This is a genomic window from Haloferula helveola (assembly GCF_037076345.1).
In the GTDB taxonomy this organism is placed as follows: Bacteria; Verrucomicrobiota; Verrucomicrobiia; order Verrucomicrobiales; family Akkermansiaceae; genus Haloferula; species Haloferula helveola.
The window spans coordinates 2,672,779-2,687,880 of sequence record NZ_AP024702.1; the positions used below are offsets into that span (position 1 = coordinate 2,672,779).

The window sequence follows — 15,102 nt, forward strand, 5'->3', positions numbered from 1 at the left end:
CGCATCGTGGGCATTCGATCGGCAGTTGTCGGCATCGCGATTCTCCTCGGCGGGGGAGCAGGGGCGAGTGTGGTCTGGCAGGAGGCGGAGTCGTTTGCGGAGACCGGCGGATGGGCGAACGATCCGCAGCACATCGATACGATGGGCTCGCCGTATCTGCTCGCGACCGGACTCGGTGAGCCGGTGGCGGATGCGGTGACGGAGGTCGAGATTCCGGAAGACGGAAACTATCGTCTCTGGGTCCGCTGCCGGGACTGGTTTCCGTCGCATTCGCCGGGAACGTTCCGGGTGTCGGTGAACGGCAAGGAGGACGAGACCCTGTTCGGCAAGGCGGCGGACGATTCGTGGCAGTGGATCGAGGGAGAAACCTTCGAGTTGGCGAAGGGCCCGTGCGAACTCCGCTTGGCCGACCGGACCGGTTGGTGGGGACGCGTGGATGCGCTGGTGCTGGCGAGCGACGGCTACCTCCCGCCGAACCAGCCCGATGATCTCAACGATGCGCGGATCCGGTTCAATGGCGTGAGCACGGAGGTGCTGGACAAGGGCGAGTTCGATCTGGTGGTCGTCGGTGGTGGGTCATCCGGGCTTGGCGCAGCTATCGCCGCTGCCCGTGGTGGCATCAAGGTGGCATTCGTCCAGGACCGGCCGGTGCTTGGCGGAAACGCTTCCGACGAGATTCAGGTGCCGCCGATGGGGTGGATCGGTACTCCGCCCGATCAGATCAATGTGACCGGACTCACTGAGGAATTGTTCCCGATCCAGGGTTGGAGCAACAATGCCGATTCGGAATTCCTTGAGGAGAAGGTCCGCGCCGAGACGAACATCTCGCTCTTTCTCAACACGCGCGGCATCGGTGTCGAGATGGCATCGGCCAACCGGATTGCGGCCGTGATCGGGATCGATGTCCGGACGGGCCAGCGCATGCGTTTCCGGGCGCCTCTGTTCGTCGACACCACCGGTCATGGATGGATCGGTCATTACGCGGGTGCCGATTACAGCCACGGGACCGAGGCCCGCTCGGAATTCAACGAGTCGCTGGCACCGGTCGAGGCCAACAACCACACGATGGGCAACAGCCTCTACAAGGCGGTGACGAAGCGAATGGACGGCCCCGTTCCATTCAAAACCCCGGCGTGGGCCTACCAATGGACCTCGCCGGACGACTTCGAGAGAACGGTGCCGAGGATCAAGAAGCCCATTCGTCACGAGGCCTTCGACCAAGCGACGAAGGGTCCCGGGAGACCGGTCAAGGAGGTCGCCGGCTCGCGCGCATGGTTCGTCGAGTATGGCGGCACCGGCGACACGATCGAGGATGCGGAGAAGATCCGCGACGAGCTCTTCCGCATCCATCTCGGGATCTGGGGATATCAGAAGAACCATGAGACGCCGGCGCGTTTCCCGAACCACAAGCTCGTGTGGCTGAACTACGTCCCGGGCGTCCGGGAAAGCCGTCGGCTGATGGGCGACTACATCATGACCCAGCGCGATTTCGACGGGCAGGTCGAGCACAAGGACAACGTCGCGTTCACCGACTGGGGCATCGATGACCACCATCCGCACGGTTACTTCACCAAGGGGATCGACGTGCTCCATGTCTATCATGGCCGGCGGGTCAGCATTCCCTACCGCAGTCTCTATTCGAGGAACATCGACAACCTGTTCATGGCGGGACGGTGCATGAGTGCCAGCCATGTGGCTCTCGGAGGGGTGCGTGTGCAGCGGCCGATGATGGCGACCGGCGAAGTTGTGGGGACAGCCGCCGCGATCGCGAACAAGCACGGGAGTTCACCCCGCGGTGTTTACGAGGAGCATCTGAGAGAACTGCAGCAAACTCTCCTGCGCAACGGGTGCTACATCGTCGGAGTGAGGAACGAGGATCCGTCCGACCTCGCGCGTTTGGCGAAGGTTTCCCAACCGGAGATCACCAACGGCTGGAATCGCGAGTCCGAAGGGCTGCCGCAAGGCGCGGACTGGCTGCCGGCCCGCCCGATCACGCTCGAGTGGGAGACGCTGAAAACGATCCGTGAGGTCCACCTGAGTCTGAACGAACTGCTCTTCCGCGCGGAGATCGTCGTCGAAGCGAAAGGCGGGGATGGGTGGGTAGCGGTGGGAGAGCGAACGATGGAACGGGACCGCATCCACCGCCGTCAGGTCTTCCAGTTCGAACCGGTGAAAACCACCGCTCTCCGGCTGCGCCTGCTGCGAAAGGACCGCAACCTCCGCCTGTGCGAGGTGCGGGTGTATGAGTAGCGACGTCGCAAGGCGGGCACGCCGGATTCCGGCGTCGGGTAATTGGTGTAACCTTTTCCGAGAATCCCGGAATCAGGGACTGTGGGGCCGAACGACCGGCCTCCGTCGCTCTCCGATTCGATGAAGACCTCCGACCGAAACCGGCTAGGCCCCCTGCACTTTCTGAGCCTTCTTGTTGTGGCAGGTGCCATGTTTCTCTGCTCGTGCGCCGACTCTGCGATCCGGACCACGCCGCCGCCGCCGGGCATGGGGGTGCTGGACACGACACCGGACCTGCCCCGGCGCGATCGCATCGATGACCTGCGGATCGTCGCGGTGAACGGTCGGCCTGCGAAGGGGGACGAAGCGGAGTTGAGTCCCGGTAGGAATCGAGTGCGGGTGCGGTTCAGTTGGCCGCAGGGTGGGCAGCAGGAACTCGATCTCGATTTCAACGTGAGGCCGGGGAAGATTTATGCGGTCTACTGCGACGTCGATCCGCCGCTTGCCCACCATGCGGGAGCCCTTGCCCGGGGAACCGGCAGCATGCTTGAGGGGGCCGACAACGATCCCTTTGCTCCGATTGGTGCGGGCCTTGCGGTGGCGGCCATTGCGCCATTCCTTGTCGCTGAAGCCTCGACGATGCGGGTAAGCGACCAGTCGGCGCCGGCCACCCGCGTGGACCTCATGGTGGTCGCCCAGCATTCCTCCGAGGGCATCGTGTGCAACCGGCGGGTGTATCCGAACGGAAGGATCGAGAAGCGGTAGAGAGGGAGCTTCCTCCGATCACTCCTCAAGCAGCGTGACCATCCGGTCGGCCAGTGACTTGCCGATGAGGAAGTAGCTCTCGGCGCTGTGGTTCCAGTGATGGCCCATGGTGCTGGGCGAGTCCTTGGGATCGGACCAGAAAGGACGGGTGTCGATCGACAGAACCTTGGCCGGCTTGCCGACGCCGGTGGCCCACAGTTGGGCCTTCTCGACCGCGGTATAGCCTTCGTAGGGCGGCTCTTCGACCGGACCCGCGTTGCCCATGCCGGTCGAAGCGATGACGAAGGGCAGGTCCGGGTTGCCGAACTCCGTGCGAACGTCCGCGATGAAGTCGGGGAGGTTGTCCTTGTACTCGGGCGCGAACTCCTTGCTGACCCGGTCGTTGAAACCCTGGTGCCAGGCGAAACCGACGATCTGGTAGCCTTTGCCTTTCCATTCGGGAAATTCCTCGCCGAGCTTGTCGAGCACCTCATGGGAGTAATCGAAGATCGCTTTATAGAAGGGCCCGACTTCCCCACCGCGATGCTTCACCATACTCGGCGAACGGAAGTCGGATGCCAATGCCCGGCCGCCCCACGCGGTCTTGATGATGAGCACTTCGTCGTCCTTGTAGTAGTCGCCGATGATCTGCCCGAAGCCATACTCCGGGCCGAACCAGTTGCCGGTGCTGGTCAAGGGGCCGAGATCTCCCTTGCGGATCTGGCCGCCCAACTTGCCCGAGCCGCCGTGTCGCCACCACAGTTTGACGTCGGAGCGGGTCTTCCAGGCACTGGTCTGCGGCTGGCTCGGGTCTTCCAGCAGCGAGGCGTAATCGTACTCGGGATAGTTGGCATCGTTGATCGCCATCTCGCGCAAACAGCGCACGCCACCTTTGATCTCCTTTGGGACGTCCTTCTTGCCCTTTTCCCACTCGGGGTTGCCGCCGTCCTCGGTTTTGCCGTAACCGACCATGTTCGACTGACCGGCGAGGATGAAGACCTTCACGCCATCGGGGTCGTTGTCCCATGCCTTCGACTCAGCAGATGCGATGGGTGCTGCGGCAAAAGCGAGGCCCGCGAGTGTCGTGGCGATGGAGCGCCGTCTCGTGTTCTTTTCCATGGGGCATGGCATACGCTGCCCCGGAGCCCCTTCATGCAGCGCGACTCATCATCAGGCAAATGATTCCGATGAAGAGGCTGAACCCGATCGACGAGGTCATGGCGGTCCAGAAGGTGGGGTAGATCGGATGAAGTAGCGTGAAGACCAGCGAACCGATCAGGAACAGGGAGCCCATGCCGGTCGACGGTTCGGAGGCGTCGAAGTTCTTTGCCTCCCAACGGACGACGTCGACCGCGAAACCGAACATGTCCCCGAGAGCTTCGAATACGGAAGCGTCGAGAGCCCCTCTCGCGACCGCCATCAGGCCGACCAGCAGCACGGCATGGAGGACGAGCGCGGTGACGACCACCGTGCCTCGCCATTTCCAGACGAAGCGGTGCAGGGCGTAAGCGGCCCCGCCGATGAGCAGGGTGACCGGTATGGAGATCCCGACGAGGATCTCGTCCTTCATCAGTTCCACCAGAATCCAGATCCACGCGGCGAGTGCCGGAACGGACAGCGCGAACCCGAGCCAGCTCATGCGCCGCTTCCACTGTCGCTCCGGTTCCGCGCTCATGCGGTCGAGTGAGCGAATGGCGGGAGCCTTGTCAATCGCCCGGTGTCATGGCGAGCAGACCGTGCGTAACAGGGAGGAGATGTTGGGGATTGTGACACCAGAATTCCAGAGTGACCGATGGCAGTCCCATGGTGTCTCTGGTTAGGGATACCCGGCGAGGCCCCCCGCCGAATAGAGCAACAGGAGCGACGCGGTCTCGATCGCGCTTTCAACCGCACTCTCGGTGTCTTCTTCGTCCAGTTCCTCTCCCAAACGGGCCTTTTTCTCGGGGGCCATCGCCGCGAGGGCCTCGGAGGTCAGCTCCCGGCTGGAGAGATCGGCGCTGCCTCGGTCCGGAATGAAGAAGCGCGTCCCGGCGGAGTCGCCCGCATAGACCCAGGAGCCTTGTCGGTACCCCGTCGGCGCTTCCCGGGGCAGTCCCTTGGGATAGTAGGTCGGAGGGTTCGTGCGTGCCCGATACCAATGGCCGGTTTCAAGCGCGGACGGACCGGTGAATCGTGGCTCCGCGGTCCCGCACGAGGTGAAACTCATGCAGCCGCACAGCACGACCGCTACGACGATGGGTGTGAGGGGAATCGACATGGGTATGTGGGATTGCGAGTTGCGGTGAGGGAAGTGGAGTCCGCTCTCTGAAGTTCGCGGCATCGACCCGGCGTCCTATTCTTCCGGATTCGACCCTGTAAGTTACGGGTCGATTCTCTGGCGGGCAGCAGGGGTGAGTCGGCCTCGGCGCCGAGAGAGAGGGGAATTCATTCTTCAAAGCCATTTGGATTCCCCTTTTCCGGGTACCTGATCGACGCCGGTCTCGCCGCAGAACCCATGTTCCCCGGATTCAGGACCTCGCTCGGGAGCACCCCTCACGAGTTCGTTTCAGTGGTCCTTGCGAGCAAGGGCGCCCACACATCCCGGGGCTGTCTTCGGTAGTGGGGTGAAGCACTACGTTGACCTACCTCGGGCCTCGGCCTAGTGTGGGCCCATCGTGCTCCCACGCTTCCACACAGGGCTTGTGGCGGGCGCCCCCCAGATGTGATGAGAGTTTCCCCCCCAATCCGCTCCGGTGCCGTCCTGCTCAGCATGTGGTTGTTGCCTTGGACGGTGGGCGCGACCGGTTTTGTGTGGACCGGCGGGAACGGCCAGGATTGGGATGACTCGGGAAATTGGGATCTGCTTTCGGGTTTTCCCGGGTCCGGTGACACCGCCGCCTTCGATGCTTCGGCGAGCGGGTTTTCGGTGAACCTCAATGGCGGGCAGTTTGCCGATACGCTCGATTTCTCGGGGTCCGGTGCTTATGCGGTCGGAGGAGGTTCTCTGAATCTGACGATCGGGGACATCGGGGTTGCATCGGCCGCCGTGACCCACTCGTTCACCGGAGATATCGACATCGCGGGTGACGGGTTCTCCACGTTCTGCACGTGGTCGATCGGAGCGGGCGCCACCTTCGATCTTTCGGGCCAGCTTTCGACCCAGAGCCTCGTCATCAAGCAAGGCGACGGGACCCTCCGGCTCTCCAATCCAGGCAACAGTTTTCCTCTGGGGATGAACTTCGAGGGCGGGACGCTCTCGGTCAGCGGTCCCGGTGCGACGCCGCTGTTCCTCAATATGGGTGACAACACCACGCTCGATGTCACTGCCGCGCACACCAACAGCACCGGGTTCTCCATCGGGAGCACAACCATTCACAACGATGTCGACTTCACGGTCAGCGGACCGGTCGCCGACTATTTCGCCGCGCCGACGGGCGGGAACCTGATCAAGACCGGAAGCGGCAAGCTGACGCTGTCGAATGCCTCCAACAGCTACACGATGGGCACGAACGTGTTCGGAGGGGTGCTGTCGATCGGTGCCGACGGGGCCCTCGGTTCGAGTTTCGCCCCGGTCTTCATGGAAAACGGAACGACCCTTGAGGTGACGGCGCCGCAATCGACGAACCGCACCTACTACGTCGGGAATACCACCTTCCACAGCGACTTTGACTTCACCTTGAACTCCGGCCTTGCCGAGAATTTCGCGGCCGTGGGACCGTTCGTGCTGACCAAGACGGGATCCGGAAGTCTGGTTCTCAATGCCGCAGGCAGTTTCTCGGGTCTGATCAGCATGCAACAGAACACGCTCGTGCTCGGAGGAGCGGGGCCCTTCCCGGCCAGCATCGACCTGTCCGACGCGACTCTCGAGGTCGACTTCGCGCAGTCGGGCAACGGCCCCGTAAGCATCTACGGTGTCTGTAGTATCCAAACTGATGCGGATTTCCAACTGAACTCCCAGATCTTCAGTTTCGCTCCGTTCCCCGTGCTCAAGAAGATCGGTCCGGCGTCGCTGACCCTGGCCGAGGCGGGCAACTACTCCGGCGAGACCCAGGTGCTTGCCGGCACCCTGCTGGCGAACAACCTGTTCGGTTCGGCGACGGGTGCCAGCGATGTCACGGTGTTCGACGGTGCGACCCTTGGCGGAACGGGAGCCGTCGGCGGCGGTTTGGTGACCGTCAACCCGGGAGCGAAGATCGCACCGGGTGCGAGCGTCGGAGCGCTGACGGTTTCGGGTGCCCTCGCAATGTCGTCAGGCAGCGAACTCGAGATGGAAATCGACGGAACTCCCGCCAACCAGCACGACGTCCTTCAGGTCAACGGATCGGTGCAACTGGGAGGTGCCCTGCTATTGGATCTCGGCTACGCGCCCACGATTGGCGACAGCTTCGTGATCATCGAGAATGACGGTGCCGACCCGGTCGTCGGGACTTTTTCGGACGGGGCGGCGGTAAGCGCGACCTTTGGCGGTGGCACCCATTTCTTTCTTATCGATTACTCCGCGGGAGACGGCAACGACGTCGGGCTTGCCGCAGTCAGCGGCTTCGACCATGCCGTGGCTCTTACCGGTCTGACCGGTCCGGATGCCGGCCCCGATGCGATACCTTTCGGCGACGGGGTTCCGAACCTTCTGAAGTATGCGTTCGGGATGGACCTCTCCGGATCCGATGCCCATCGCCTGATCCCGGGATCGGGCTTCAGCGGGCTCCCGGCCATCGATGTCGAGATCTCCGTGGGCGGTGGCATTTTCCGGGTGGAGTTCGTGCGGCGGGTCGGGGGAGAACTCGACTATGCGGCGAGAAAGAGTCCGGACCTGTCGTCGCCGGTATGGACCGACCTGACCGACACTCCCACCGTCACGCCGATCGGCTCGGACTACGAGCGGGTCGTGTATGAGGAACCGTTCGACCTCCTGTCGGACCCCCGGGGCTTCGTGCGTGTCGAGGTCAGCCTGAATTGATGCTGGCTCGTCACCTGACCCTCGGAGTCCTCGAACCCAACCGTCGCTTGAACCAACAACAACCTTCACGATGAATGTTATCCGCCTGATCTTCCCCGGACTCGCCGCCTGCGGCGCTTTCCTGTTATCTCTTGCCACTGCGGATGAATTCGATCCGGACAAGTTGCTCGAACTCGAAAGAAGCGAAAAGTTCACCTTGGGGGAAGATGCCAGAGGCGCGGACGTGTCCGTCGGCACGATGTCGGTCGAGAGTTATGCGGTCATCCATGGAGCGGCGGAGGAGCCGCGGCTGAATTCCATCGCAATCCATCTGGTGGGGAAGCATGACGACCGAACCAAGGTCGAATTTGAATTCGTCAAGATCACCTTCTTCGAACCTGGTCCGGGAAAGCCTCTGAGGGTCAGCTACGACGAAAAAAGGAAGTTCCTCAGCGTACGCTACCCCCACAGCTACCTTGCTTCGATCCTTGAAGTGCTCAAGCGCCAGGACAAACGGATCTTCGCTCACTACCGTCGGTACGAGAGGTCGGACAGTCCTCCGCACGAGTGGTTTGAGATGACGGCCTGGGGAATTCCGCCGGGCCCGGCGAAGCCATAATGGGCTTGCACCGGCGTCTTCGAGGCTTTGCCGGTCCGGCCTTACGATCACAAATCCGGGAATTCGGTTTGAGCTTTCCCCCCGCTTCCTGTTCTTTGGAAGACCAACCCGGTCGACTTCACCGATCTCCGTGAAAAACCCGCTATTCTCCGGATTCAGGAACCCGCTGGCACCGTGCTTTTCGGCGCTGGCGCTCCTGTTTGCGGGCCATGCGCAGTCCGCGCTGATCGTGCACTACGATTTTAATTCGGAGGCGACACTGCTCACGGACTCGGCGGGCACCCGCGATCTGGTGGAACTGGACGACAATGGGGGCAGCACCTCGCCCGTCTTCGTTTCAACCGTCACAGCAAGCAACGGCACCCGGGAAGGAGTGGTACGCTTCGCGGGAAACGTGAATACGAACGACCCCTTCACCTATCTGCAGAACAACGACGGCGCCTTCACGCTGAGCAGTTTCACGGTTGCCTACTGGGTCCGCACCGATTCGAGCAATCAGGGGGGATTCAAGGGGATCTTCACGTCGGGGAATTCCGGCGAGATGCAGTTCGACAATCACAACGGCGTCTACCGGGGCATCACCGATGCCGGAACCGTGAACTTCACCGAAACCGTGCCCATCAACCGGTGGGACCACATCGCGCTGACTTATGACGGTACGACGACCCGCTGGTATTACAACGGTGCGGAGGTTGCCAACTCGCCGGTCGCCGGCAACCCGGACAACAGCTTCCAGTTGATCCGGCTCGGGGGGAACCGCAACCTCGACAATTCCTTCAACGGCGACATGGACGACTTCCGGATCTACGACAACGCGCTCAGCGCGGGCGAGATCGCCGGTCTCGCCGCAATCCCGGAGCCGTCCGTCGCGTTGCTCGCCTGCCTCGGTCTCGCCGCAGTTGTGAGGCGGCGTCGTTGAGGCCGAAGAACAGAGCCGCTCACTCCGCCTGTCCCCAAACCTTGGGCACGACAAATCCTTCCGGCGCTTGGTTCGGCAACAGGTGCGGCTCGGCCGACTCGGCTTTCAGCTCCTCCAGCTTCTTCCGCAAACGGGAGAGAACCTCGGGCTTCTCTCCGCTGAGGTCGTTTTTCTCGAACGGATCGTCCGCGATATTGAACAGCTCCCAGACCTCCGGTCCGTCGTGGGAATTGGCATTGGCCCGCACGCCTCCGTTGTGCACCAGCTTCCAGTCGCCCATCCGGATGGCGCCTTGGAAGGGAGTCACGTTGTGCAGGATGAACTCGTGAGGCGACGGCTTGCCCTCGGCGATCGTCGGCCACGCGTTCTTTCCATCCAGCGGCTTGCGTTGCTCGAATCTGGCACCCGCCAGTCCGAGCAGCGTCGGGTAGAGATCGACGATGTGGAGCGGCTCCTTCACCACTCCGGGCTTCAGCTTTCCCTTCCATGACATGATGGCCGGCACGCGGATCCCGCCTTCGTAGAGAAGTCCCTTCTCACCCCGAAGCTCGCCATTCGTTCCCGCCATGTTCATGCCGCCGTTGTCCGAGCAGAAAAACACGAGGGTATCCTCTTCGGGCAGATGCTTGGCGGCCGCTTCGAGGATCCGCCCGATTGCATCATCCATCGAGGTCACCATCGCCGCATAGACCTGACGCCGCTTTTCCTTGTATCCCGGATTCCGCGCGATCTGGTCTTCGGGTGCCTGCCACGGCGAGTGGGGGGCGTTGAAGGGAACGTAGAGGAAGAGCGAACTCTCGGAATCGCGCGCGTCGTGCTCGGCGATGATCCGCACCGCTTCCTCACCGATCAGATCCGTGGCATAGCCCTCGTCGTCGTTGCGTCGGTCATCGTGATGCCAGTCATGGCCGCCGTCGCGGATGTGGGTGAAGTAATCGATGGCGCCGTTGTAGTGGCCGTATTGTTTGTCGAAGCCGCGCCGGGTAGGCAGGTACTCGGGCTGGTGATGGCCGAGGTGCCACTTGCCGACGATCGCGGTGGAGTAGCCTGCCTTCTTCAATCCCTCCGGCAGCGTTTGCTCATCGAGTGGAAGGCCGTGCATCGCCCACGGGCGGACCACACCGCACTGCAGCCCCAGCCGGATCGGATAGCGACCGGTCAGCAACGCGCCGCGGGTCGGCGTGCACACCGGCTGCACGTAAAACTGGCTGAGCCGGACCCCGTTCGTCGCCAGCCGGTCGATGTGAGGCGTCTTGATCCTGCTGCCGTGGTATCCGACGTCCTTCCAGCCGAGGTCATCCGCGACCATCACGATGACATGCGGGCCGGCGTTGGACGATCGTTTGGCAAACACCGGAGCGGCCACGATGGAAAGAACGGCCAGCAGGAGAACCCTCGGGGATTTCATTCCGCAAACCCATCAGGGATCGCGCGTCGTGTCGACCACACGTCTGTCTCCTCGGTGCGATGGGAAGGTCGCTTGTGCGGCTCCTCTTCCTCACCCAGACTCCTGCCATGCGGAGATATGGATGGGTGCTGGTGGGACTGGCGACGGCGTTGCTCGGCTGCGATGGGGAACTTCCGGAACCTCCGCAAGTATCCGATGACCCGGCGCCAGCGGGACCAGGGTTCTGGGATCCGGTTCCGGAGTGTTCCAGCACCACCGCGCCCGAGATGATCCATGACGACTACTGGCGGGGTCAGTTCGAAAGGGTCAACCGCGAGGTGGCGCAGGCAGAGGACTGCCAGCTGGTGTTCTTCGGCGACTCGATCACCAAAGGTTGGACGCTGCTCGCCGCCCACGGCAAGGAGGTCTGGGACGAACGGTTCGCGAAGTATCACCCGATCAATATGGGGAACTCCGGCGACATCACGCCCGTCATGCTTTACCGCATCACGCACGGGAACCTCGACTTTCCCGAAGGCGAGGCGCCACGGGTCGCGGTCTTGCTGTGCGGCACCAACAACTACGTCGTCAAGCAGAGCGACGGAGGCAAGGTGCAATGGGAACTCGGGATGGACACCCCGCCCGACGAAGTGGCTCAGGGCGTGCGCGCGATCGCACAGGAGTTCCGTCGCCGCCTGCCGGACACGCACGTGATCCTGCTCGGCATCCTGCCGGTAAAGAACGCCGAGAAGTGGGCCAAGTGCCGGGAGACCAATCACATCCTCACCGATTACAACTATCCGCCTGATGAGGTGACCTTCCTCGATCTGGAAGAGCATTTCATGAATGCCGACGGCACCTTGAAGGCCGGGCTTTTCACGGACGGCACGCACCTGACCGCCGATGGCTACGCGGTCATGGCCGACGCGCTCCTGCCCGTGATCGAGAAGAACCTCGCGCAGCCCTAGCGTAGCGGGGAACCGCCTCCCACCTCAGATACCGCCTCAAAGGATGCCGGCCGGCGTCCTCGAGTCAGTTCACCGGCGTGTAGGGGATGGCCAGGCTGTCTTCGCCGTCGGTCAGATCCTCCAGCGTGAAGCGCGCGAAGCGGATCGCCTGATAGCCGGGTTCGTAGAGCACGCCGATGGTGCCGTCTTTGCAAATCGTCAGGCTCGAGTAGGCGGCCGGACCCGGGTCGATCACCTTGCCGGCGCTCCAGGTTATGCCTTCGTCGTAGCTGATCTTGACGACCAGATTCTTGCGCCCGCGTGGCGAGTTCGCGTGACACAGCAGCAGTCGGTTCTTCTCGTAGCCGCCCTCGATCGAGGTATAGCGAAGGATGCTGCCGTTGCAGCCGGGGTCCACCTGCGTTTCGTCGACCTCGAACGACCAGCTCTTGCCGTTGTCTGCCGAGCGGTGGACTCCGCGGAAGCCCTTGCCGTTGAGGCGCGAGTTGATCATCAGGCTCTCGTCCGCGAGTTCGATCACCTTCGACTCGTTGGCGGGCGTGACCGGCGTGTCGATGAACGACCACGTTTTGCCGTGGTCACTGCTGCCGAAGAGGTGCAGGCCCCGCTTCAGATTGACCAGCGTGTGGAGCAGCTGTCCGTTTCGCCGCTGGATGCCGCGGCCCGAGGTGATGAACTTGAAATCCATCTTCCACTCGGGCTTGGCGATGTCGTCGGTGAGGTCGACCGGTTCGCTCCACGTTTTCCCATGGTCGCCGGACTTCTGCATGTGCAGGCGGAATTCCTTCGGCGCCTTCACCTGGTCCATGAAGTTGTAGAAGCAGAAGATGTCGCCGGTCTCGCGATCGACGACGAACGAAGGATCGGACGCCGGCTTGCCGACCGACTTGTCGCCGTAGTCGATGACCGTCTCCATCGGTCCCCAGGTCTTGCCGTTGTCCGAGCTCCGCTTGACCACGATGTCGATGTCGCGGACCCAGATCAGGTCGCCCGCGCTGTTGCGGCGGGCGTCGCAGCTGGCGATGAGGTCGCCGTTGGTGGCGGTGACGATGGCGGGAATGCGGAAGGTGTGGGTGTCTTCGGTGCCGGATACGAAGATGTCCTTCTTTTCGAGTAGCTTGCGGATGGGATCGCGGCAGACCTCGGGAAGCTTGGTCACGTTCTCGGGTTCACCTTTGAGGAGTTTCAGGTCGTCGATGAGAATGCCGGCGTTCTCGGGGGCCGAGCAGACGAAGCGCAACGCACCGATGATCTCGTGGGGCAGCTTGATCACGATGTCGGACTTGAATCCGCGTCCGACGGCGACCAGCTCATCGAGGTTCGAGACTTCCTGCCAGTTGCCATTGATCTGGGCGAGTATCCGGAAAGTGAAGGGATCCCGACCGGTCCAGCGCTCCGCCTGGAAGCTCAGGCCGCGGCTGTTCTGAAGCTCGCCTGCAAGCGTGAGTTCAAGGGTGTTGTCGGTGCCGCCGAAGATGTGGAGGCACTGCTTGCCCGTGTGGGCGAACTTGGTGGTGATCTCGCTTTTGCCCTTTGACTGCCACCGGCTGTCACCGTCGTTCCAGGTTTCGATGATGCCTGCCGGCGCGTTTTCAAACGAGGTCCCGTAAAGGGCATCGACGTCCTCGGCGTGGATCGCGGATGCGCCGGAGGCGATGAGGATTCCTGCAAGTCGGGTGAGCGGATTCATGAGAAGGGTTGGAGTCGGAGGTTTGGGGACCGTCAGGGAACAACAAGCGGGGAATGCTATCGGATCAAACCCGGCCGACAGGTTGGTGGAGGAAACCAGTCGTCGGGTGTGTTACCGGGAAAGGCTGGCGGCGCAGGAGTGTTGTAGTCAGTGCGCCGGCTTCTGTCTGCTCGACGAGCTTTACAATACCCCTGAGCGAAGTTGGATGGAGTGATGTTTTTCCGCCTCTCTGATCTTGAACCCCGAACCGACTACGCCGGCTTCAAGCGCTGCCTCGTGACCCGGGTCAATACCCGCAGTATGGCACCCTTCGGATCCGTCTTCCCAGCGGAGGAACACCGGGAGATCGACGTCATCGTGGTCTGCGGTCGCTGGCAGAAGCCGAACGAGGAATGGATCGAAATTCACGGAGGGAGCGCGAAGCGGCTGAGCGAGTTCCTCAGCTACGGATTCATGAGCTACTGGGACACGATGAAGCCGAACTCCTTCTACGAGCGGATGCCGGCGGAAGGGTTCGGCCAAATTCCCGGGTTCGAATCATGGTCGCGGGAGAAGGTCGAGGCCTACGTTCAGGAGAAGAAGGTCGGCCTCGCTCCGTTCATGATGCCGCTGCGGCTCATCTTCAACCAGGCGAAGGGCTCGGTGAGCTTTGACTTCGAGTATCGGCTGGACCTCGAATTGCCGGATCGGATCTTCAGCGTGGACTACCACTCCAAAGGCAAAGGGTCCGCCACCTTCGTCTCACCGAGGTCACCCGGACCCGGAGTGCTGACGGCGGCCGACCTTCCATCCGGGCCGTCGTCACCGCCGGTGGGCGGGCAGCCCGAATTGTGGTGGATCCAGGAAGGCCGGCTGGCAGGCATGCCGGTTCCAAATGCGTCGGAGATCGAGTCTCTGTCAGCAGCAGGCATCCGGGCCATCGTCACCCTTGGTGCGCCGGTCGACGCCCAAGCATGCGATACGGCGGGAATCCGTGTCCTCGAGCTTCCGGAGCCGGATCGGGATCAATGGGAAGCCGCCGACGAGCCGCAGATCCTCGCAGTCGCCGAGCTGTGTCGTGGGACACAGGGGGCGGTGGCGGTGTGCTCCAACGACCATGCCGCCAGCGGCACCATCCTCGGCGTGGCCCTGCTCGCCGACGGCGTCCCGGTGGACGAAGCGATCGCGCGAATGGAACTGGATGTCCCGACCAAGATCGAGTCGATGGCCCAGATGGAGTTCCTCTACGACGCCGCTGCAATGCTGGGTATGGAGATGGAGTCCTAGCGGGGCAAACCGCTCGGCCTCAGCCCTTGCCGGCACCCGAATCATGTGACGCACGCATCCGCCGCTTTCTCGCTTTCCACAGTTGGAACAACCACCAGACACCGAAGCCAAGCAGCGCCCAGAACATCCCGGCGAGCACCCCGCGCAGGACGGGGATGTCATGGATTTGCCAAGGCAGGAGCATCAGGGCGGGGATGCAAAAGAGCAGATAGATCAAGCCCAGAGCGTCAACATGACCTCCAAAAATATCGGATGCGTCGAGGGCGGGCTCGCCCACCAAGCCGAGCACGAACCCGGCCGCCGCGCCGACAGTAACGCTCAGCAGAAAAGCCATCCGGCCTCTCGAGATCGTTGGGTCGCTGTTG

The 15,102-nt window shown here is 62.6% G+C and carries 13 protein-coding genes; 7 read left to right on the top strand and 6 right to left on the bottom strand.

Annotated elements, in window-relative coordinates:
* Positions 1-6: 6 nt before the first annotated feature.
* Positions 7-2,250, top strand: coding sequence for an FAD-dependent oxidoreductase (locus tag HAHE_RS09800; RefSeq protein WP_338690596.1), 2,244 nt, complete (start codon positions 7-9; stop codon positions 2,248-2,250).
* 120 nt (positions 2,251-2,370) lie between these two features.
* Positions 2,371-2,994, top strand: coding sequence for a hypothetical protein (locus HAHE_RS09805; RefSeq protein WP_338690598.1), 624 nt, complete (start codon positions 2,371-2,373; stop codon positions 2,992-2,994).
* A gap of 18 nt (positions 2,995-3,012) precedes the next feature.
* On the opposite strand, the gene HAHE_RS09810 is transcribed toward HAHE_RS09805, so the two are convergent.
* The 3 genes from HAHE_RS09810 to HAHE_RS09820 all read right to left on the bottom strand — a co-directional run bounded on the left by HAHE_RS09810 (position 3,013) and on the right by HAHE_RS09820 (position 5,230).
* Entirely contained in the window at positions 3,013-4,092 is a 1,080-nt protein-coding gene (locus HAHE_RS09810; protein WP_338690600.1) for a sialate O-acetylesterase, read from the bottom strand.
* Positions 4,093-4,123: 31 nt separating this feature from the next.
* Positions 4,124-4,648, bottom strand: a complete 525-nt coding sequence (locus tag HAHE_RS09815; protein ID WP_338690602.1) for a hypothetical protein — start codon at positions 4,646-4,648, stop codon at positions 4,124-4,126.
* Between the two features lie 141 nt (positions 4,649-4,789).
* Positions 4,790-5,230, bottom strand: a complete 441-nt coding sequence (locus tag HAHE_RS09820) for a hypothetical protein (RefSeq protein WP_338690603.1) — start codon at positions 5,228-5,230, stop codon at positions 4,790-4,792.
* Positions 5,231-5,677: 447 nt separating this feature from the next.
* Between HAHE_RS09820 and HAHE_RS09825 the strand changes: the two genes are divergently transcribed.
* From HAHE_RS09825 to HAHE_RS09835, 3 genes are all read left to right on the top strand, one after another.
* Complete coding sequence (locus tag HAHE_RS09825) at positions 5,678-7,909, top strand: autotransporter-associated beta strand repeat-containing protein (protein WP_338690605.1); 2,232 nt, start codon at positions 5,678-5,680, stop codon at positions 7,907-7,909.
* A gap of 70 nt (positions 7,910-7,979) precedes the next feature.
* Positions 7,980-8,507, top strand: a complete 528-nt coding sequence (locus HAHE_RS09830) for a hypothetical protein (protein ID WP_338690608.1) — start codon at positions 7,980-7,982, stop codon at positions 8,505-8,507.
* A 130-nt stretch (positions 8,508-8,637) separates the two neighbouring features.
* Positions 8,638-9,426 carry a LamG domain-containing protein gene (locus HAHE_RS09835; protein WP_338690610.1) on the top strand — a complete coding sequence of 263 codons (789 nt, stop codon included), beginning with the start codon at positions 8,638-8,640 and terminating at the stop codon, positions 9,424-9,426.
* Positions 9,427-9,445: 19 nt separating this feature from the next.
* Here the strand turns inward: HAHE_RS09835 and HAHE_RS09840 are convergent, their stop codons facing one another.
* Positions 9,446-10,834 carry an arylsulfatase gene (locus HAHE_RS09840; RefSeq protein ID WP_338690612.1) on the bottom strand — a complete coding sequence of 463 codons (1,389 nt, stop codon included), beginning with the start codon at positions 10,832-10,834 and terminating at the stop codon, positions 9,446-9,448.
* 107 nt (positions 10,835-10,941) lie between these two features.
* Here HAHE_RS09840 and HAHE_RS09845 point away from each other — a divergent pair, with 107 nt between their 5' ends.
* The gene (locus HAHE_RS09845; protein WP_338690614.1) at positions 10,942-11,781 is read left to right on the top strand and encodes a GDSL-type esterase/lipase family protein; all 840 of its coding nucleotides are present in this window, start codon (positions 10,942-10,944) and stop codon (positions 11,779-11,781) included.
* Positions 11,782-11,845: 64 nt separating this feature from the next.
* Here the strand turns inward: HAHE_RS09845 and HAHE_RS09850 are convergent, their stop codons facing one another.
* Positions 11,846-13,471 carry a sialidase family protein gene (locus HAHE_RS09850; protein ID WP_338690616.1) on the bottom strand — a complete coding sequence of 542 codons (1,626 nt, stop codon included), beginning with the start codon at positions 13,469-13,471 and terminating at the stop codon, positions 11,846-11,848.
* A gap of 213 nt (positions 13,472-13,684) precedes the next feature.
* Between HAHE_RS09850 and HAHE_RS09855 the strand changes: the two genes are divergently transcribed.
* Positions 13,685-14,737, top strand: a complete 1,053-nt coding sequence (locus tag HAHE_RS09855) for a hypothetical protein (protein ID WP_338690618.1) — start codon at positions 13,685-13,687, stop codon at positions 14,735-14,737.
* 19 nt (positions 14,738-14,756) lie between these two features.
* On the opposite strand, the gene HAHE_RS09860 is transcribed toward HAHE_RS09855, so the two are convergent.
* Positions 14,757-15,071: a hypothetical protein gene (locus HAHE_RS09860; RefSeq protein WP_338690619.1), complete on the bottom strand. Its 315-nt coding sequence runs from the start codon at positions 15,069-15,071 to the stop codon at positions 14,757-14,759.
* Positions 15,072-15,102: the final 31 nt, after the last annotated feature.